The 20,772-nt window shown below is 55.4% G+C and carries 15 protein-coding genes; 8 read left to right on the plus strand and 7 right to left on the minus strand.

What is annotated here, in order from left to right; all coding sequences use genetic code 11:
* Positions 1-5 precede the first annotated feature (5 nt).
* The 5 genes from ACFO1S_RS02225 (at position 6) to ACFO1S_RS02245 (ending at position 5,207) form a co-directional block, all read left to right on the plus strand.
* Positions 6-989, plus strand: coding sequence for a carbohydrate ABC transporter permease (locus ACFO1S_RS02225; protein ID WP_378126159.1), 984 nt, complete (start codon positions 6-8; stop codon positions 987-989).
* Positions 986-1,855 carry a carbohydrate ABC transporter permease gene (locus tag ACFO1S_RS02230; RefSeq protein WP_204600866.1) on the plus strand — a complete coding sequence of 290 codons (870 nt, stop codon included), beginning with the start codon at positions 986-988 and terminating at the stop codon, positions 1,853-1,855. Before ACFO1S_RS02225 ends, ACFO1S_RS02230 begins: the two co-directional genes overlap by 4 nt.
* 75 nt (positions 1,856-1,930) lie before the next feature.
* A complete protein-coding gene (locus tag ACFO1S_RS02235) occupies positions 1,931-3,295 on the plus strand; it encodes an ABC transporter substrate-binding protein (protein WP_204600865.1) in 1,365 nt (454 codons plus the stop codon).
* 126 nt (positions 3,296-3,421) lie between these two features.
* A complete protein-coding gene (locus tag ACFO1S_RS02240) occupies positions 3,422-4,348 on the plus strand; it encodes a carbohydrate ABC transporter permease (protein ID WP_204600864.1) in 927 nt (308 codons plus the stop codon).
* Positions 4,349-4,352: 4 nt separating this feature from the next.
* The gene (locus tag ACFO1S_RS02245) at positions 4,353-5,207 is read left to right on the plus strand and encodes a carbohydrate ABC transporter permease (protein WP_204600863.1); all 855 of its coding nucleotides are present in this window, start codon (positions 4,353-4,355) and stop codon (positions 5,205-5,207) included.
* On the opposite strand, the gene ACFO1S_RS02250 is transcribed toward ACFO1S_RS02245, so the two are convergent.
* Entirely contained in the window at positions 5,139-6,065 is a 927-nt protein-coding gene (locus ACFO1S_RS02250) for an AraC family transcriptional regulator (protein ID WP_204600862.1), read from the minus strand. The two genes, ACFO1S_RS02245 and ACFO1S_RS02250, sit on opposite strands and share 69 nt — an antisense overlap.
* A gap of 139 nt (positions 6,066-6,204) precedes the next feature.
* Between ACFO1S_RS02250 and ACFO1S_RS02255 the strand changes: the two genes are divergently transcribed.
* From ACFO1S_RS02255 to trxB, 3 genes are all read left to right on the plus strand, one after another.
* A complete protein-coding gene (locus ACFO1S_RS02255) occupies positions 6,205-8,886 on the plus strand; it encodes a family 78 glycoside hydrolase catalytic domain (protein WP_204600861.1) in 2,682 nt (893 codons plus the stop codon).
* A 147-nt stretch (positions 8,887-9,033) separates the two neighbouring features.
* Positions 9,034-9,981 (plus strand): phosphotransferase family protein, encoded by a 948-nt coding sequence (locus ACFO1S_RS02260; protein WP_204600860.1) that lies wholly within the window; start codon positions 9,034-9,036, stop codon positions 9,979-9,981.
* 116 nt (positions 9,982-10,097) lie between these two features.
* Positions 10,098-11,060 (plus strand): thioredoxin-disulfide reductase, encoded by a 963-nt coding sequence (gene trxB, locus ACFO1S_RS02265; RefSeq protein ID WP_204600859.1) that lies wholly within the window; start codon positions 10,098-10,100, stop codon positions 11,058-11,060.
* A gap of 188 nt (positions 11,061-11,248) precedes the next feature.
* Here the strand turns inward: trxB and ACFO1S_RS02270 are convergent, their stop codons facing one another.
* From ACFO1S_RS02270 to ACFO1S_RS02295, 6 genes are all read right to left on the minus strand, one after another.
* Positions 11,249-14,137 (minus strand): family 78 glycoside hydrolase catalytic domain, encoded by a 2,889-nt coding sequence (locus ACFO1S_RS02270; protein WP_204600858.1) that lies wholly within the window; start codon positions 14,135-14,137, stop codon positions 11,249-11,251.
* A 43-nt stretch (positions 14,138-14,180) separates the two neighbouring features.
* Positions 14,181-15,011, minus strand: a complete 831-nt coding sequence (locus tag ACFO1S_RS02275) for a carbohydrate ABC transporter permease (RefSeq protein ID WP_204600857.1) — start codon at positions 15,009-15,011, stop codon at positions 14,181-14,183.
* The gene (locus tag ACFO1S_RS02280) at positions 15,008-15,874 is read right to left on the minus strand and encodes a carbohydrate ABC transporter permease (RefSeq protein ID WP_204600856.1); all 867 of its coding nucleotides are present in this window, start codon (positions 15,872-15,874) and stop codon (positions 15,008-15,010) included. Before ACFO1S_RS02280 ends, ACFO1S_RS02275 begins: the two co-directional genes overlap by 4 nt.
* 88 nt (positions 15,875-15,962) lie before the next feature.
* Entirely contained in the window at positions 15,963-17,318 is a 1,356-nt protein-coding gene (locus tag ACFO1S_RS02285; RefSeq protein WP_204600855.1) for an ABC transporter substrate-binding protein, read from the minus strand.
* A gap of 102 nt (positions 17,319-17,420) precedes the next feature.
* Positions 17,421-18,941 (minus strand): response regulator, encoded by a 1,521-nt coding sequence (locus ACFO1S_RS02290; RefSeq protein WP_204600854.1) that lies wholly within the window; start codon positions 18,939-18,941, stop codon positions 17,421-17,423.
* On the minus strand, positions 18,934-20,706 hold the full coding sequence (locus ACFO1S_RS02295; protein WP_204600853.1) for a cache domain-containing sensor histidine kinase: 1,773 nt from the start codon (positions 20,704-20,706) through the stop codon (positions 18,934-18,936). The genes ACFO1S_RS02290 and ACFO1S_RS02295 overlap by 8 nt, the downstream gene beginning before the upstream one ends.
* Positions 20,707-20,772 lie beyond the last annotated feature (66 nt).

Here is a 20,772-nt window from a genome sequence, read left to right on the forward strand (position 1 = left end):
GATGGATGACCGCCAAAATCGCGCAAGTGGCGGTCATCCTTCGTACACGGGGTGGGGAGCGAGCTATGGAAATCATCAACAAAACGACGAGACGCCGTTCACGCATTCATTCCAGCGAGGAACGAGTTGCTTATCTATGCTTGATTCCGGCCTTTATAGGACTGATCTTCTTGACTTATGCGCCTCTTGTGGGGGTGCTGGGAATCAGTATGACGAATTGGACGGGGTTAACCAAACCAGAATTCGTCGGCTTCGAAAATTATGTCAATCTGTTTACTACCGATCCTTATCTTAAAGATTCGATTATCGCGACGATTTACTTCGCCGTATTATCCGTCGCCGGAAGCATGATTTATTCGCTTTTTATCGCGATGCTGTTGAATCGCAAAATTCCGGCTAGAGGTTTTTTCAGAGCCGTATTTTATGTGCCGTATGTTTTGCCGGCCGTCGCCATATACGTGGGGTGGTCCTGGCTGTACGAGGCGAATTTCGGATTTTTCAATTATCTCCTCTCCGAATTGGGATTGAATAAAGTTCTCTTTATTGCGGATTCCAATTATGTGGTCCCCTCTCTATCTTTGATTGCGGTCTGGCTGTCCGGGAACTTGATCGTTATTTTTTTGGCCGGGCTTCAGAACGTTCCGAGAGCCTATCATGAAGCGGCCGAAATGGATGGCGCGAATGGTTGGAAACGCTTTAGGCATATCACCTTGCCCACTATCTCGCCGATCATCTTTTACAACTTGTTGATGAGTCTGATCGCTAATCTTCAAATCATCACGCCGGCCCTTGCTCTAACGAACGGAGGTCCGGGCAATTCTTCCCGGTTCATGACTTATCTGATGTACGATCAGGCTTTTGTCAATTACAAGCTGGGTTATGCCAGTGCGACGACCTTTATCATTTTCGCCATCCTTGCCGTCTTTACCGCCGTGTTGTTCAAGACGTCAAGCCGGTGGATCTTTTCCGAAGGGGGCGACGAGAAATGAGCGAAGCCGTATACGGCAGACTAAAGAGCAAAAAACGCAATGATCGAATGATGAATCTCCTAACGCTTGTCGTCGTCGTATTCTGTGCCCTTCTAGTCCTCTTTCCGATTTGGTGGATATTCCGTACGTCGCTAATGACGAATGCCGAGATCTACAAATTTCCGCCCTCTCTCATACCGAATAGTTGGCTGTTTTCCAACTATGAAAAAACGCTGAAAGTATTCAAATTTTGGAAATATTTATGGAACACGATGGTGATTATCGTTCCTTCCTGTTTGGCGGGAACGTTTACGGCTACCTTGTGCGGATATGCCTTCGCGAGGCTGCGATTTCGGGGCAAAAGTTTGATCTGGGCCCTGTGTATCGGTTCGATGCTTTTACCTACCATGATTACGCTCATTCCGCTCTACATCGGGTGGACGCGGGGGCTGGGGCTCAGCGACAGCTATCTGCCGTTGATTCTTCCTTATTTCTGCGGGGGCGGCGCTTTTAATATCTTTTTGATCCGACAGTTTATCATGTCCATACCGAGAGAACTCGACCAAGCGGCAACGATCGACGGCGCCGGATACTTACGCATCTTGTTCAGCATTATTATGCCGGCGATCAAGCCCGCCATGATCGTCGTCGCGTTGTTTATCTTTATCGGCCTATGGAACGATTTGCTTCAACAGATGATTTACATTAATTCGAGCGACAAATACACCATAGCGTTGGGACTTACCAATTTTAGAGGCCAATTAAAGTCGGACTGGTCTCTGACTATGGCTGCCACATGCCTGTCCTTTGCTCCCGGCGTTATTTTCTACCTGGTTGGTCAAAAGTATTTCGTAGAGGGAATCACGATGACCGGAATAAAAAGTTAGTCCGGATACTTTGAACAGGGCCACAATCCGCAAGGATGTAGCACATAAACAACAAAGATTTGGGGGAGATATGAAATGCGTAATAAAGTTGTTCTATTGCTAGGCGTTGCATTAATGCTGTTAACGGTATTGTCTGCTTGCGGCAACAACAACGAAGCCAGCCCGTCGGCTTCGGCGCCTGCAAGCGGTTCCGCTTCGCCTTCGGCCGAGCCATCTGAATCCGCGAGCGCGGCAGCTCCGGCTGACCCGGTTAAGCTGACTTTGTGGACGTTCGTTCAACAGCATGCGGACTTCTACAAGTTCATGGCGGATAGCTGGAACGCGGCCAACCCGAACCAGCCGATCGAGCTGGACGCGCAAAACATCCCTTACGATGACATGCACACCAGACTTCTTCTGGCGCTGCAATCGGGAGAGGGAGCGCCGGATCTGGTCGATATCGAACAAAGCAAATTCCCGAATTTCATGAAAGGAACCGTCCAGCTCGTCGAACTGAACGACGTCGTCGATCCCGAGATTCCGAACATCGTGAAATCCCGCGTCGATATCTACAGCAAAGACGGCAAGTATTACGGCGTAGATATGCATGTAGGCGCGACGGTCATGTACTACAATAAGGAACTGATGGATCAAGCGGGCGTGAACCCGGACGACATCAAGCTCTGGTCGGACGTGGAGAAAACCGGCAAGATTGTCGTGGAGAAAACCGGCAAGCCGTTCATTACCTTCGAAGGCGCGGGCAACTGGTCGTGGTGGCCGGCCATCAATCAGCTCAAATCGGATCAGGTTGGGCCCAATGGCGAAGTGACCGTAGACGATCCGCGCAATATCGAAGCAATGAAGTTTTTCCAGAAGCTCGTCAATGAGAAAATCGCCGCCATCTCTCCAGGTGTCGGTCACGATACGCCTGAATACAAAGCCTTCATGAATGACGGCGGAGCCGCTTCCGTATTCATGCCGTTCTGGTTCATGAACCGGTTCACGGACGAAATGCCGGACCTGAAGGGGAAAATGATCATTCGGCCGATGCCGGCATGGGAAGCGGGCGGCAATCGCTCCGCGGGCATGGGCGGAACGGGATTGTCGATTACGAATCAGTCTAAGCAGGTCGAGCTCTCCAAGAAGTTCCTGGCTTACTCCAAGCTGTCCAAGGAAGGCAACATTCAAGTCTGGAAGCAGCTCGGCATGGATCCGATCCGCACAGAGGTTTGGACCGATCCGGCAATGAAGGAGCCTAACAAGTTCACGGATTACTTCGGAACGGACATCTTCGACACGCTGCTCGCAATCAAGGACGAGATTTATCCGGTTAACATTCGCGAGATTTCGCCGAAAGTATTCGATGCCATTCGCAACGAAGCGATTCCGAAGATCTTCCAATTCAACGAAGATCCGGAGAAGATTCTTAAGGCAGTGGCAGAGACGCTGCGCAAAGGCTAATCGGCCGCTTCCCGGTACGGGAGCTCCGTAGCCGACATGCCAACCTTATCCCGGCATTGCCGACGGTATTCTCGTCGGCAATGTCGGATCTTGTTTCCATCTAGAGAGAGAAGAGGCGGGAGAACGATGCAATTAGACAAGCAAGCGGCTCGCGGGAAGCCGATCGTCAAGTCCCGATGGAGCATCACTCCGAAATACGCACCGTACGTATTCGTGACTCCTTTCATCCTGTCCTTCCTTGTGTTTTTCTCCTATCCGCTGATTGATGCCGTTATCATGAGCTTTCAGCAGGTGCTTCCGGGAGCCGTGAAGTTTGTTGGCTTCGACAACTACAAGAAGCTGCTTAACCCCGATTTCTTCAAAGCGTTGCTTAACAATACGAGATACACCTTCTGGACATTGATTGTATTGCTGCCGATTCCCCTCGTGCTGGCGGTTCTTGTAAATTCCAAAAGGATGAAGGCAAGCTACTTCTTCCGATCCACGCTGTTCATTCCGGCACTAACCTCCGTCGTGGTGGCGGGCATCATTTTCCGTCTGGTCTTCAGCGAGCTGGACGGGGCGATTATGAACTCCCTACTTGGACTATTCGGTTTGCCCAGCCAGAAGTGGCTGCTCAGTTCTTCGCTTAGCATGTTTGCGCTTGTCGTGCTGGCGACGTGGCGCTGGGCCGGCATTAATATGCTTTATTTCCTGTCGGCCCTTCAGAACATTCCCCGGGAGCTGTACGAATCGGCGGAATTGGACGGTGCGGGAACGCTGGGCAAATTTTTTAGAATAACGTTGCCATTGCTTAAGCCGATTAGCCTGTACGTCTTTACGATTACGATCTACGGCGGTTATGCCATGTTTACGGAGAGCTTTATGCTATGGGGAAGCCGGGGGTCGCCGCAGAACGTCGGCTTGACCATGGTCGGCTACATCTACCAGCAGGGCTTCCAATATTTCGATCTGGGCTTCGGCTCCACGGTCGGAATTACGCTGCTGGGCATTACCTTGCTTGTCAGCATGCTTCAGTTGAAACTATTAGGCTTTTTCCGGAAGGAGGACTAGAACAATGGGAGTCAAACGCGCGTTTCCTTCAGCATCGTCCCTGCTTCTGGTGCTTCTGTTCGCCGTACTTGCGATTCTGGCGCTATTCCCGCTATACGCTTTATTCCTGGCTTCGATTAAGCCGGCATCCGAACTGTTCCGCTACGGGCTCAATGTTCGTCTGGACTTCGATGTTATGACGCTGGCCAACTACAAGTCGATCTTTTCCGGCAAGGGCGGTGCGGAGCATTATTTCACCTGGTATCGCAACAGTCTGGTCATCACGGCTTTGTTCACCGCGATCTGCCTGCTGCTTTCCTCCATGGTCGGCTACGGGCTGGCGATGTACCAGTTCAAGGGAAGAACCGTCATCTTCACGCTAGTGCTGGCCGTCATGATGATTCCGGTTGAGATTATTATTCTCCCTCTGTATAAGCTGTCCATCGATCTTGCGATCATTAATTCGATCTGGGGGGTCATCCTCCCGTTCGCCGTCGCCCCGCTGCCGATCTTCTTCTTCCGCCAGTTCGCGCTGGGGCTTCCGAAGGACTTCATGGACGCGGGCCGAATCGACGGCTGTACGGAGCTGGGTATTTACTTCCGCATCATGGTTCCGCTGATGCTTCCGGCCTTCGGCGCAATGACTATCCTGCAGGCCTTATTCAGCTGGAACAACTTCCTCTGGCCCGTCATCGTCCTTCGGACGGCCGATAAGTTCACGCTCCCGATCGGCTTGTCGGGACTGCTGTCCCCGGCCAGCAACAATTATGAGGTGCTGCTCGCGGGAGCCGTCATGACCATCGTGCCGATCTTAATTCTGTTCCTGCTGTTCCAGAGGTTCTTCATCGAAGGACTCACGGTCGGAGGCGTCAAGGGCTGAGGCTTTGCGATATTCGCTCGGCGTCATTCCTGTGATGCGTTTGAACACGGCAAGGAATGAGGCGACATCCCTGTAGCCCGCCATATCGGATATGGCATGGATCTTAAACGTCGTATGGCGCAACAGCTCGCAGCTTTTTCTCACCCTGAGCGATTGCAGGCAACGATGGAAGGTTTGCGAAGTGTGCTGGATGAACAGCCGTTGGAGATGTCTTTGGCTCCAACGGCTTATTTGTGCGAGGTGAGCAAGGGAAAGCTCCTGGGAAACGTTCTGCTCCATATACGTAAGAAGATGGTCGAAGCGATTGAGCTTGCGAGCGGCCGGGGGGAGAACGCCGATCCTGGCGCGATACACGACGATGAGGAATTGCAGCAGAAGCGTATTCAAGCAGTCGGAGGACGCCTCTCCCGGCATAGAGAATTCGCGATGCATCATCATCATCAGCCGTTCGATGGAGTCGTCCGTATCGGAGAGGCGGAAGCAGCGCTCGCCGTCCTGCTGCAGCGCTTGAATAAACGATGCGAGGCCGGGGTCGGATACGAAAGGATACAGCTCGTCGATCAGCTTAGGAGAGAAAACGCAGTTGCAGACAGAAAGCGGATGCTTGGTCGGATCTGCCGATATGGGACGGAATACGTGCCGGGTCCCGATGGGGATATAGAAAAGCTGTCCTTTGCGTACCTGCTGCACCTGGTTCTCGAGGTGATGGAAGCCCTCCCCTTCGACGACATAAGCGAACTCTATAAAATCGTGATTGTGCATCAGGGAATTGAAATCCTCAGATGCCCGATTCACGTAAATCAGCTTGCCCCGAAACAATAATTCGCCCGACAGGGTAGTGGGGGGGATGTTGTTCAACTAGAGAACCTCCCTTGGTTGAAATTCGTCTCAAATGTCTTCTATACCGTAACAAGGTGTCCGTTATACCGCATTATTTTCTACTGGAACCAGTATATCATAGAGGCAAATCAGCAGTAAGAGAGGAGCTTCTTGAACGATGTTGAAGGTTACAGAGTTGCGTTGCGAATATCAGAACAATCCTGTTGGATTGGGCGTGAGCAAACCGCGTCTAAGCTGGAAGCTGAAATCGGACGACAGAGGGGTGCTGCAGTCGGCCTACGAGCTTGAAATCTCGGAGCATCCGGATTTTGAAAGCGTTCTATGGAGCTCCGGGAAGATGGAGGGGGAGCAATCGGCGCATGTCGAATTGCCCGGCTTCGAGGCTCATTCGCGCACGCGTTACTATTACCGGGCGAGAGTGTGGGCTGTAAGCGGCAAGCAGTCGGAGTGGTCCCAAACGGCGTACTTCGAGACAGGAATGCTGGACAATCGCCAATGGCAGGCTCGGTGGATCGGCGTAGCCAAGCCGAAGGGTAAGGCGCAGAGCAAGCCCCAGACGGCAGAGGAGCGGAGCCCGCTGCTGCGCAAAGGATTTGAGATTGCAGGGCCGGTGAAGAGCGCCAGAATATACGCTTCCGCGCTGGGACTGTACGAGTTGGAGCTGAACGGGGAAAGAGTGGGAGACAGCTACTTTACTCCGGGATGGACGAGTTACAAGCATCGCATTCAGGTTCAGACCTATGATGTGACGGACATGCTGAACTCCGGCGATAACGCGATAGGCGCGACGCTGGCTAACGGCTGGTACAAGGGGCCCTTGGCCTGGGAGGACAATTATTGCCTTTACGGATACCGGCAAGCGCTCTTCCTGCAGCTGCATATCGTCTACAGGGATGGCTCGGAGCAGACGGTTGTATCCGACGAGAGCTGGCGTACGACCGGCAGCCCGATTTTGTCGTCCGAGATTTACCATGGAGAAGCCGTCGATGCCAGGCTCCAGATTCCGGGCTGGAGCCGTTCCGGCTACGACGATTCCTCCTGGGACGCAGTGGAGAGGATTGAGCAATCCGCCGACGTTCTGATCGCACAAGAGAACGAGCCTGTGAGGAAGATCGAGGAGCTCCGACCGATCGCGCTGATCGAAACTCCGCTGGGAGAGACGGTGCTGGACTTCGGACAAAACATGGTCGGCTGGGTTCGATTCCGGGTCGAGGGAGCGGCAGGCCAAGAAGTGATTCTGCACCATGCGGAAGTGTTGGACGGAGAGGGGAACTTCTACACGGCCAATCTGCGGGCCGCGAAGCAGGAAATCCGTTACATTCTGGGCGGATCGGACGGAGAAGTCTTCGAGCCGAGATTTACGTTCCAGGGGTTCCGCTACGTGCGGCTGATAGGCTTCACTCAGCCGATCCGGCTGGAGGATTTCACGGGAGTCGTCCTGCATTCCGACATGACGCCGACGGGGCGGTTCGAGTGCTCCGATCCGCTCGTCAACCAGCTGCAGCACAACATTTTGTGGGGAATGAAAGGCAATTTTCTCGATGTGCCGACGGATTGTCCACAGCGCGACGAGAGGCTCGGCTGGACGGGGGATGCCCAGATGTTCATTCGGACGGCCGCTTACCTGCAGAACGTCGCTCCTTTCTTTACGAAATGGGGACGGGACCTGGCTGCGGACCAACGGGAGGATGGAGGCGTGCCGTTCGTCATTCCGGACGTGCTGAGCGAGACGTCGCATTCGTCCTCCGCCTGGGGGGACGCGGCGGTTATCTGCCCTTGGACAATCTATTTATGCTATGGGGACAAAAGGATACTGGAAGAGCAATACGAGAGCATGCAGGCCTGGATCTCATACATTCGCAATCAGGGCGACAACGAGTATTTATGGAATACGGGCTTTCACTTCGGCGATTGGCTCGGGCTGGATTCAAAGCCGGACACCTACATCGGGGCGACGGATCGCGACTACATCTCGACGGCTTTTTACGCTTATTCGACCTCCCTTATGCAGAAGACGGCGGAGGTGCTGGGGAAAGACGAGGATGCGGCCAAGTACGGCGAGCTGTACGAACGGATCGTAGCTGCGTTTCATGAGGAATTCGTGACTCCGAGCGGACGTCTGTCGCTTCCGACGCAGACAGCTCAAGTGCTGGGGCTGATGTTCGGCATTCTGAATGAGAAAGCCAAAACAAGAGCGACGGCCAAGCTGATGGAGCTGTTAGAGGAGAGCAAATTCCATCTGACGACCGGCTTCGTCGGCACTCCGTACTTAAATCACGTGTTAAGCGACAACGGGCATCATGACGCGGCTTATCGGCTGCTGTTCCAGCAGGATTATCCGTCCTGGCTGTATCAGGTCGTCAAAGGCGCGACGACGATCTGGGAGCATTGGGACGGAATCAAGCCGGACGGAAGCTTCTGGAGCACGGATATGAATTCCTTTAATCATTATGCATACGGAGCGATTGGGGATTGGCTGTATCGGCGTGTAGCGGGAATTGATATGGATGAGCGAGCTCCCGGCTACAAAAGGATGATCATACATCCGCTGCCGGGGGAAGGGCTTGCCTGGGCGGAAGGCCGGCTGGAGACGATGTACGGAGAAGTTCGCAGCTACTGGAAATGCTCCGATGATGGCGCTCGGCTGCTGGAGGTGACGATTCCCGCGAATACGTCGGCGGAAATTCGATTGCCCGGCGCTACGATTCACACCTCGTCGGAGAGCGGGGCACTGCTGGGCGAGTCGGCGGGAGTCGGCAAGGTTTCTCAGGAGGACGAATATGTCGCGGTGGCGGTAGGATCAGGAGCGTACACGTTCCGTTGGCAGCTTTCGAAGTAGTCGAAAGGTCGCTTGAAAAATAATAAATCGAGCAGGCAGGAAATGGCCAATGAGACGCGAAATGGAATAATTCTCCGCGTTTTTCCCGATGGATCGGGCAAAACGGGCAGGCAGAAGGATACGATAGGAGAGGGGCAACGGACATTCATGCAAGGAATTTATAAAACCAAATTGGAAGAGTCGCAGCTGGAGGCGGCCGTTCGGGCGGCTTTCGGCTGTACGCTTCGCTCCAGCGCCGAGCTGGGGGGCGGATGGGCGAACAGTGCGTATTCGCTTCTGTTGGACGATGGCAGGAGGGCGGTCTTGAAGGCGCGTCCGGCTTCTGAAGTCGTGCTTATGCGCTGCGAGGTGGAAAGCATGAGGACGGAAGTGGAGGCGATGCGCCTGTTCGAGGGGGCGAAGGGCCTGACAGTGCCCCGCGTCTACGCCTACGACGCTTCGAAAGAGCTGCTTCCGGTCGAGTATTTCATTATGGAGTATATGGAAGGCCAGCCCTTGAACAAAGTGAAGGGGGAGCTGAGCGAAGAGCAGCTCGACGCGGTCTACCGTCAGCTCGGAGGAATCAATCGCCGAATCAACGAAGTGAAGGGAACGGGCTACGGTTACTTCGTGCGTCCTACGGCCGACTCGTGGCGCAAGGCGTTCGCCGAAATCATTTATGGAGCGCTGGCGGACGGTCGGGATATGAATGTGGAATTGCCGATTGCCTACTCCGAGATGGAGCGCCTTATTGAAGAAAGACTGGATGCGCTTGACGAGGTCGCTGAGCCTAGATTGCTGCATTGGGATCTGTGGGACGGCAACGTGTTCGTGAAGGACGGTCAGGTCTGCGGGGTGACCGATTTTGAACGGTGCTTATGGGGAGATCCGTTGATGGAGTATTATTTCGGACGGTTTCATGGCTCGCTGGCGTTCCGGGAGGGGTACGGCTTGCTATTGAACGAGCCTGCCCAGATTGCAAGAAGGAAGCTGTACGATCTGTACCTCGATCTGCTGCTTTACATCGAATGCGCCTTCCGGAAGTATGAGGATCGCCATCATATTCAATGGACGATCGATAATCTTGCGCATGGCCTCGACAGGTTCAGAGCCTAAGAGTCGACGCTTCTTCATGAAAGCTTCATTTAACTTTCATCATACCTTCATGCAGCTTCGGCTTGCGGATGGTATGATTTTTTTATACTAGCCTCAATATAAGGATGTGGATAAAGATGCGTAAAACCATTATCATCGGTACCGGCCCTGCGGGCTTGACTGCAGCGATCTACTTGGCCAGAGCGAACCTTAATCCTCTGGTGATCGAGGGACCGGAGCCGGGCGGACAATTAACGACAACGACGGAGGTCGAGAACTTCCCCGGCTTTCCGGATGGCATTATGGGGCCGGAGCTGATGGCGAACATGCGCAAGCAGGCGGAACGCTTCGGGGCGGAATTCCGTTCGGGCTGGGTGAATTCCGTCGATATGTCTGAGCGCCCCTTCAAGCTATCCGTAGAAGGACTTGGCGAATTGACGGCGGAGACGCTTATTATTTCTACCGGAGCGTCGGCCAAGTATCTGGGCATTCCGGGGGAGAAGGACAACGTCGGACGCGGCGTAAGCACATGCGCGACCTGCGACGGCTTCTTCTTCCGCAATAAGAAGATTATCGTCGTCGGCGGCGGCGACTCGGCGATGGAGGAAGCGCATTTCCTGACGCGCTTCGCATCGGAGGTCGTTCTGGTTAACCGCCGGAACGAGCTGCGCGCCTCGAAAATCATGCAGGATCGCGCCCGCAGCAATCCGAAGATCAGCTGGGCTCTGAACCGCACTCCGCTTGAGGTTGTCAGCGGTCCTCTCGGAGTGACGGGACTGAAGGTGAAAAACAACGAGACGGGCGCGGAGGAGACGATCGCCACGGACGGTTTGTTTGTGGCCATTGGGCATACGCCGAACACCCGGTTTCTGGCGGGGCAGCTGGAGACCGATGAAACCGGCTATCTGCTCGTGAAACCGGGCACCACCGAGACGAATATTCCGGGCGTGTTCGCCTGCGGCGACGTGCAGGACCACAAGTACCGTCAAGCGATCAGCGCCGCGGGCACCGGCTGTATGGCCGCGCTCGACTGCGAAAGATTTCTGGAGAACGGGCAGGCGGAAGATGCGGAAGCGGGTCTTCAACTGAATGAAGTCTAAATTAACGATATACCGAGAGAGACGGCGCTGAATTTCAGCCCGTCTTTTTTTTCAATATCGGAAAGAGCTCTAGGTCGATCCTGCAGGCGGGGCTCATACGGAACAAAGGACGAAGCGGGAGCTGCCCCGTCTTCGTCCTCATTTGTAACCCGCAGTGTTTCTTCAAGCTCGCTGGCCCTGTATAAAGCTTACTTTGCCAGTTCCTCCAGAATCGCGTCGATCTCTTCCCGGGTGATACGAGCCATGGAGTTCTCTGTCGTTAACTGCTTCAACGGGCTGGAGCCCATGAAGGTCAGGACCGGACCGTCGAACAGCTGCGGAGCCAGCCTGCGGACGACTGCCGCCGCCGCTTCGTCGCTCATCAGCTCCTTGACCTTGGTGTCCTCTGTGTAGCTGGTCCGGAACATATCCGCATTGAGGTAGATAAAGCAATAAGTGCCGGAGCCGACAGTCAGGACGGCGCCGCGCTCGGTATCCTTCGCGGCTGCAATGCCCGCCGCGTCTGCGGAATCTCCGCCATGCTTCGCCAACTGGTCGAGAGTGGCGCCGCGAAGCACGACTTCCGCTGTCGTGTTCGCCGGAATCGTAAGGCTGACTTCAAACCGGTCGCCTTCAATCTTCCAGCCGGCCTCGATCCGGCCGTACATCGACAGGTGGGAGGTTCTGGCGTAAGTGAGCTTCCGGGTTCCGAACAGCGGCTCGATATGGATCTTCTTGAACGCAGGCGTCGAGCTGTCCATATCAAGCCCTGCAACCTTGCGGTACATCCAATCGCCGATCGCTCCATAAGAGTAATGGTTGAACGAGTTCATGTCGTCGCTCCAGAACGATCCGTCCGGCTTGAGGCTGTCCCAGTGCTCCCAGATCGTCGTTGCGCCTTGGGATACGGAATACAGCCAGCCCGGATAGCTCTCCTGCAGCAGTATTCTCACGGCGGTGTCGTGGTAGCCGTTATTCGACAGCGCGAAGCACAGGTAAGGCGTACCGACGAACCCGGTTGTGAGATGGTAGTTGTTCTCGACGATGAGATCGTTCAGATCGGCCGCAACCCGCGTGCGCACCCGATCATCGACCAGATCGAAGATCAAGGCCAGCACGTGCGCGGTTTGCGTCGGAGCGGCGATGCGTCCCGTTGCCGTAATGAATTCTTCGCGGAATGCCTTAACGACGTTGCGCTGAAGCTCATCGTATTTGGCCGCGTCTTCGGTTTTCCCGAGAATGCGGGCCGTATCCCGCAGAAGCCGGGTCGAATATGCATAATAAGCGGTGCCGATCAATGCGGTCGGCGTAGCGCCGATATAGCTGTCTTCCTTCGCATCCAGCCCGAGCCAGTCGCCGAAGTGGAAGCCCGTGTTCCACAAAAATTCGTCGTCCCCTTGGCCGCGAATGTACTCGACCCAAGCTTGCATGCTGCCGTACTGCTCCGCGAGCAAACGCTTGTCTCCGTAATACTGGTATACCGTCCACGGACAGATGACCGCAGCGTCGCCCCAGGCTGCCGAGCTGGAGCCGCCTACCACGTCCGGGATAACGAATGGAACGCCGCCATGCGGAAGCTGGTCGGCCGCCAAATCTCTGACCCACTTGGTGAAGAAGGGGCCGCCCTGGAAGTTGTACAAGGCAGTGCTGATGAATACCTGGGCGTCGCCGGTCCAGCCCAGACGCTCGTCGCGCTGCGGACAGTCGGTCGGCACATCGACGAAGTTGCCGCGCTGGCCCCATTTGATATTGCTCTGCAGCTTGTTGACCCGCTCGTCCGAGCATTCGAATTGCCCGGTCGGCTCCATGTCGGTATGAACGACCTCTCCGACGAAGGCTTCAATCGGCAGACGATCTCCCGGATAGCCTTCAACCCGAATATAACGGAATCCCATGAAGGTGAAATGCGGAGCGTAGCACTCCGTGCCTTCGCCCTTCGCGATATATTCCATCGTCTGCTTCGCCGGACGAAGGTTGCCGAAGTAAATGTTGCCGTCCTTATCCAGCACTTCCGCATGACGCACGACAATGCGGGTTCCCGCAGGCGCATCTACGGTCATGCGAATGCGGCCGACCATGTTCTGGCCCATATCAAGCACATGATCTCCGGCCGGCGTGACGAAGTAGGCGATCGGCCGGATCGTTTCCGTGACGCGCGTCGGGTTGTTCTCTTGAGCGACCAATTGCGTCTTTGTCTTCTCTTCGCAAACATCGACGCCATTCCAAGGCTTGTCGGCGACAAAGCCGGCTTGATCCCAGCCCGTCTGCTCCAGCCGCGCGTCGTAGGTCTCGCCGTGATAGACCGTGGAATAGACAATCGCGCTTGGGGAGGACTGCCAGGAATCGTCCGTCAAGATCACGGATTCGGCGCCGTCCTTATATTCCACGTGAAGCTGCAGCAGCGCGGCGCGGCGTTCTCCGTACGCGTAGTTGCGGTTCTCGAAGCCCATCCCGTGGTACCAGCCCTGACCGAGCAAGATGCCCAAGGCATTGCTTCCGCTTTGCAGCAGCGCCGTTACGTCGTAGGTTTGATACTGATGACGATGATTATAGCTTGTCCAGCCCGGGGCAAGAAGGTCCTCGGATACCTGCTGTCCGTTCAGATACAGTTCGTACACCCCGGCGGCGGTTGCATAGATCCGCGCGGAGGCGATATCGTCCCGCGTTTCAAAGCCCTTGCGAAGCAGAAAAGCCGCTTCGGACTGAACATCCAGACCTGCGGTGCGCGGAGCGATCCAGTCGGCCTGCCATTCGCCTGCCGTCAGGAACGCGGTTTCGAACGTCGCCGTATCGCTCCAATCGGATTGCGCGCCCGATTGATCCTGCACCTTGACCCGATACGAATAGCGAGTTCGGGATTGGAGCGCCGGACCGGCGTAGGTGATCTGAATCGACTGATCCGTATCGACAAAGCCGGTATCCCAGAGCGGGGCTTCGAAATTGCTATCTGCTCCGGCTACGACAAGCTGATAGCCCTTCTGAAGGGTCCCGCGCTCCTCCGACAGAAGCTGCCAGCTGAAGCGAGGCTGAGCGATGTCGAGACCGAGCGGATTCGTACGGTATTCGCAGGTTAACGAAACGACTTTCAAACGGTTCATGGTCAGGTTCCTCCTGGATGTAGGGTATTCCGATAGACGCTTTCTAGCCTTTCACCGAACCGGCCGTCATGCCGGCAACGATTTTCTTGTTAAAGAAAAGGAACAGCAGCAGAGGCGGAATCGTAATCAGCAAGATGTTCGTAAACAACAGGTTCCATTGCGAGACAAACTGACTTGTGAAGTTGTAAAGCGTAAGCTGTACCGTGGCATTCTTGGCGCCCGGGAAAAAATAAAGCGGATTCGTGAAATCGTTGAATATATTGACCGAGGAAGTCACGATAATCGTCGCGGTAACCGGTTGCAGAAGGGGGAAGATGATCGTAAAGAACAGTCGATAACCGCCGTAGCCGTCCACGACCGCCGCCTCGTCGATTTCCCGTGGAATCGCTCCCATAAACCCTCGATATAGCATGACGCAGAAAGGAAACCCAAGCGCCACTTCCACCAGAATAAGTCCAGTCATCGTTTTGAACAAGTGTATTTCGTTCAGCACCCAGATCGTCGGCACGATAGCCGGAGGAATAATCAGTCCCGCCAGAACCAGAAAGCTGATCCAGGGGGAGGCTTTGTCCTTCCGCCGTTGCATAACGAATGCCGCCATCGAGCATACCACGACCAGTACGAGAATGGAAAGCACAGTAAGGACCGTGCTGTTGAAAAAAGCTCGAACGAGCATGTAATCGCGGACCGCGACGACTTCTTTAATATTGTCCCAGAGCTGAATTTTGGACGGCCAGTCCAAGTTCATGAGCGACGCTTCCTGCGGGCTCTTCAAAGCGGTCAGCACGACAAAATATAGCGGGACCCAGAAGAGGACGATGCTGGCCAATACGGCGATTGCTTCTATGCTGAATCTGCGAAGTCTGCGGCTCATAGGTCCACCTCTTTTCGGTTGAGGTATCGATTAAGCGGGAATGCAAGCGCCGAGACGAATACGAACAGAATGACGTTGCCTGCCGTGGCGAGGCCATAGAAGCCCCCTTGATATTGCTTATAAATGATCGAAGCGATAACGTCGGTCGCGAATCCCGGACCGCCCTTGGTCATGGCCCAGATAAGATCGAACGTCCGCAGTCCCCCGATAAAAGCGAGGATGATGACAGCGTTCGTCGCGGAGCGGCTGAGCGGGACGATAATGTTCCAGAACTTGTTGAACGCATTGCCTCCGTCGATCTGAAGCGCTTCGTAATATTCCTCGGGAATGGACAGAATGCCGGCAATATAGATGACCGTAGCGAATCCGACGCCCTTCCATACGTCCACCAGAGCTACGGAAATCAGAGCCAGCTTCGTGTTGCCGAGCCAATCCGGCCCTTCGATGCCGACCAGCGCCAGCGTCTGATTCAACAGGCCGGTGGTCGGATGCATCATCATGCTGAACGCAATGCCCACCGCGATCGTACTTACCAGAGTCGGGAAGAAGACGACCGAGCGCAAATAGCTTTTGGACTTGATTTTGGAAGTCAGGAACACGCCTAGAAGCAGGCCGAGGACGACCTTGAGCCCGCATGTGACGACCGCGTAAATAAACGTATTTTTGAAGCCGATGCTCAAGGAAGATTCCTGGAAGAAGGTTACGAAATTTTTGAAGCCGATGAAGTCCCAGTCCGAAAGCGTCCATCTCGTCATGCTGAAGAAGAAGGACATCGCCGTAGGTACGATAAAGATGAGCGTATAGATCACTGCCGCCGGGAGCAGAAAGTTGTAGCTGTATATTCTCTTGAAAACTTTAGACATCGTGATCCCTCCTGATCCGAGCGAAGAAATCGGCCCTGCGCAGATGGACTCGCAGGGCCGATGACCTCTTACTCACGCCATATTCCGATTACCAGCCTTCCAATCCAAGCTGCTCGGCTTGCTTCTGTACGTCCTTGTCGTACATAGCCGCCGCATCGGCTGCCTTCCGCTGGCCGCTGCCGACCTCGACGGTGATCTGCTCCAGGCTAGGTCCCTTGATCGGGGAGACGAACTCCAGCGCCGGCGCAGTCTGTCCTTCCTTCTCGAAGTAAGGCAGCATTTCTTTAATCACTTGAGGCACGTCGTCCGGAATCGCCGCATCCTTGACGACGTAAGGACCTACCGGAGGAGAGACCTTCCCGACGGTTGCCATGCCTTCGACGGAGGCGATGAAGGCCAGGAATTTCTTGGCCTCGTCGGCGTGCTCGGTATTCTTGTAGATGTAGACGGCGTCCGGCATCCAGACCGTCAGGCCGTTCTTGTCGGCGGAGTCGCCCGGCTGGGCGAAGAAGCCGATGTCGTTGATCTGGTCGGGATTGTTCTGCGCGATGACCGGCACGGCGAACGTGAGCATCGGATAATGCGCGCCCTTGCCTTCGGCCAGCATCTTCATGCCTGCGTCATAGGTTGTCGCCAGGTAGTCCTTGTTCATGTATCCGACGGTTTCCTGAAGCTTCTCGAAGCTTCTAAGCGCTGCCGGCGTAGTGGCGTATTTGGCCTTGTTCCCCGTATAATCGGCGGCAAAGGTCGGAACTTCCGCCTGCACGTTGTAATAGTCGGCCAGCACGATCAGTTGCGAGGTCCAGGTATCCTTGTAGGTTCCGATGATCGGCGTGATGCCGGCAGCTTTGATCTTGTCGTTGTTCGCCATCAATTCGGCCCATGTCTTCGGAATGGCGAGACCAAGGTCGGCGTACACTTTTTTGTTGTACATCCAGCCGCCGCCGATGGAGGATGTCCTCGGAGCGCCATACACTTTACCGTTAAAGGAAACGGTTGTCTTGAAGGAGTCGATCACGTTGGCCTGGAACGGCTCGTTCGTCAGATCAAGGATATTCTGTTCGGGATTAAGCGCTTGCATGAGCGAGCCGGAGTTGTAGAAGAAGATATCGTTCATGTCGCCGGTCGACAATCTTGTCTTCACGAAGTTATCGCCTTCGCCCCCGGCCGGTCGGGTCTCGGTCTCAATGGTCACATTAGGGTTTTTGGCCTGATAGGCTTCTATCAGAGCTTTGGCGATGTTGACGGAGTCCGGATTGTTGTCGACAAGCATGGAAAGGGTCACTTTCTCTTGCGATGCGCTTGGCGAGCTGCCGCCGGAAGCCGCGGGACTGCTAGCGTTGCTGGAAGAGTTGCTGGAAGAATTGCTGCCGCAAGCGGACAGCACGCCGCCAAGCAGGAATGCGCAAGACAGCACGGTCAGGATTTTTTTTGCTTTTCTCATTTGTTATGTCCCCCTGATCATTCGATGTAAGATGAGGCCCAGCAGGGCCCGGGTACCCTGTGAGCCTTATTGTATCGTGAAGACGTTTTCACGGGGAGTGCGTCATTCTTTTGTTCGGGGTCCGGTTTTTTCGGATTCGCCGTCTTTATATTGCCCGGGCGTCAGACCGGTATATTTCTTGAAGACTTCGGCGAAGTGCCGGTGCGTCAGATAACCGACCTTCTCGCTGGCTTCCTGCACCTTCAGGCCTTTGCGCAGCAGCACCTTCGCGAGCTCCATGCGATATCGGGTGACGTATTTAATATAGGTTTCTCCTACGACCTCCTTGAACAGCACGCTCAGGTAAGTCGCGTTCAGACCGACGTGATTGGCCACCTCTTGAAGAGACACATCGCGCGACACGTTGTGCTCGATGTATCGCTGTGCTTGCTCGACGGCTATATGCTTGGCGTTTCCTTTAGCCTTCAGGCTCCAATCCGCGATCTGCTCGAACTGGGTCCTGAACCATTGGGATTGCCCGCCCCGAGCCGCCGCCTCGCGGATTTCCACATGCGGCATATAGCCTTCTCGGAGGGCGGCAGGCTTGCCGCTGCTCTCTCCGGTCTCCTGGGCGACATCGAGTGCCAGGTAGATCAGCTTGAGCATTTCCCGCTCGGCGATTTCAGCATCGAGCCGTTCGGCATGAAGCCACAGAATAAAGCGGTCCACTTGCTCCAGCAATCCGCTTCGGCTCCCTGCCCGCAGGCTGACGAGCAGAGCTTCCTCGCGTTCGTGCAAGCCATCCGGCACCTTGATCAGGCTGCCCAGCTCATCGAACCGGACCGCTCCCTTGATTTGCAGAAACAAAGCGGATTTTAGCGCCCGCTGCGCTTCGCGGCAGCTATTGGCCGCATCGGCCGGTTCCGCGTAGGTAAGTCCGATGCCGATGGACTTCTCCGCATGGTCGGCGGCGCCGACGAGGGAGTCCCACAGCTCACGGGTAGGCTCCACCGTATGGAAAAGCACGTTCAGAAATTCTGGTCCGTTTCGCAAGCTCATGGATAGGGTGTCTGGCAATGGGGGCCACGGGAAATCCTCGGACGCGGCCAGTACGGTTACGCCGACAATGCCATGCGCGTCTTCGCCCGCGCTCTCAAGCCACTTGGGCAGCGCCGGTCTCCCGTACTGCAGCAGCTCCCAGGTTGCCTTCTCCAGCAGCTCCTGCCTGCTGTTTTCCCACGCCAGCTTCAGCGCCTTCGTCTCGTTCCTGCTGCCGATCTGTTCGAGCGCCTTGCGCAAGGCCTTCTCGATGATGTCCTCGGTGATCGGCTTCTCCACGTAATCCGCCACGCCAAGCTGAATGGCGCGCTTGACGTATTCGAACTCGTTAAATCCGCTGAACACGATGCAGATCGTATCGGGCCCCTCCTGAAGGATCTGCTCGATCAATGTCAGACCGTCCATGCCCGGCATACGAATATCCGTAAGGACGATATCCGGGCGCTCGGCGCGGAACAGAGCCAACGCGGCTATGCCGTCGCCCGCCGTCCCCGCCAGCTCGATGCCGAGACCCTCCCAATCGACGAGCGCGCTTAACGCCTCCAGCACGATATATTCATCATCGAAGAGCAACGCTTTAAGCATCCGATATCCCCTCTTCCAGAAACGGCCGGAATCGAAGCTCGATCCGGGTTCCCTTGCCTGCTTCGCTGGTCATCGTGAACGAGCTTGACGAGCTGCCGTAATAGAGCGTCATTCTCTCTCGGACGTTGCGGAGTCCGTAGCCCTGCTCAATCACGCTCAGGTCCTCCATCCCGACCCCGTCGTCCTCCACGATAAATACCAGCTGATCGCCGTCTCTTTTGCCTTCCAGGCGAATGGTTCCTTCTCCGACCTTCGGCTCCAGACCATGATAGATGGCATTCTCCACCAATGGCTGAAGGATCAGCTTGAGAATTTCGATGCCCATGATCGAGGAGTCGATCTCGGCTTCGTACTTGAATCGACCCTTGTAGCGGAAATTCTGAATCGTCATGTAGTGCTCGATATGCTTTAGTTCCTTGTACAGCGGAATGGTTTCGCGGCCCTTGTTCAGGCTGAGCTTGAAGCTTTCCGATAGCGCGAGCGCCATCTGGGCAACCTCTTGCGTTTTGTTCAGCCGGGCCATCCAATAGATTGAATCGAGCGTGTTGTACAGAAAATGAGGCTTGATCTGAGCCTGCAGCGCCCGCAGCTCCGCCTCCCGCTCCTTCAGCTCGGAATGGTACAGTCTCGCATCCAGCTCCTGATTCTCGTAGGCGAGCCGCCGGAACGTTTCGCCGATGGCCCCGACTTCGTCATCCTTAAACGTGCCTTCGAATTCGCGGTTCCCCTTGGTCCAGTCGATCATCATCTTCTTGATCCGAAGCAGCGGCCTTGTGATGCCGCCGGAAAGCAGGAACGAAAGAATGAGCGCGACAAGCGCGATGAGGGAAGCGATCAGCGTAGTCGCCGTGCCGATCCGGTTCGAATCCTTGAGCAATTCCCGCGAGGGAATGGCGTGAACGAAAGTCCAGCCCGTCGTGATGTTGCGGAACTCGCTCGTGAGATAGCCCTGCTCGTGCAGATTGCCCAACGCTTCTTGAAGATTGCCCGAGATCAGAGAGGTTTCGCTCGAGGCCGCCACAGGATAGACTGCCTGCGCCTTGCCCCCGGTCGCATCGATGGCGAGAAAGCGTCCGCTCTCCGGGCTGCTGCTGAAGATGCTTCCGAACATCGACTTGGACAAGTTCACCACAAGCAAGCCGAGCGTTTCTCCGCTGAGGCTCTCGGAATCCCGAAACAGCTTGACGGTCGAGAAGGAGTTCGGATTATCCTCCAGCACGCTGCTGCCGAAAAATTCGACTCTGCCCTGAGCGGCCAGCGCCTTTTGATACCATGCGGTCCGCTGGATGGCCTCGGCCTTGTCGGCGCCCTCGTAGATGCCGGCATCGTCGGATCTGCCCAGGCAGTATGCCTGAAAGTGCAGGTCAAAGACACACATGGAATCGACGAAGCGCGTATCGATGGAGTTCGTATTCAGCACCCGCTGCAGGCGATTGATCGTCTGCACATTTTTGTTTTCCTGCTCGATGCTGCTGTTGATGCCGCTCTTGCGCAGGTCGTCGCGGATTTCCGGGCTCAGTACGATATACCGGTTCAAGTTGATGATATTGCGGAACAGCAAATCCGCGACCTCGCTGGACGTTTCCAGATGATCGCGGTTCGTCTGGCGGTTGTTTTCGAGCAGCGTCGATTTGGCGATATCGAATGAAATGTAGCCGAGCAGCACTAAGGGCGGCAAGGAAAGCACGATCATCGCCGCCAGAAAGCGGCTTCTTACCCTGCGGAAGCGAAAACGGCCGAGCAGCGACGGAATCCCGTTTTTCATGGCGTTTCTCCCGTTCGTCGACTTCGCCTGGGCGGCCGGCAAAACAGGGGAGGGCCGCGGCGAAGG

Origin of the sequence: Cohnella boryungensis, from assembly GCF_042651945.1 — a bacterium.
Taxonomy (GTDB): Bacteria; Bacillota; Bacilli; order Paenibacillales; family Paenibacillaceae; genus Cohnella; species Cohnella boryungensis.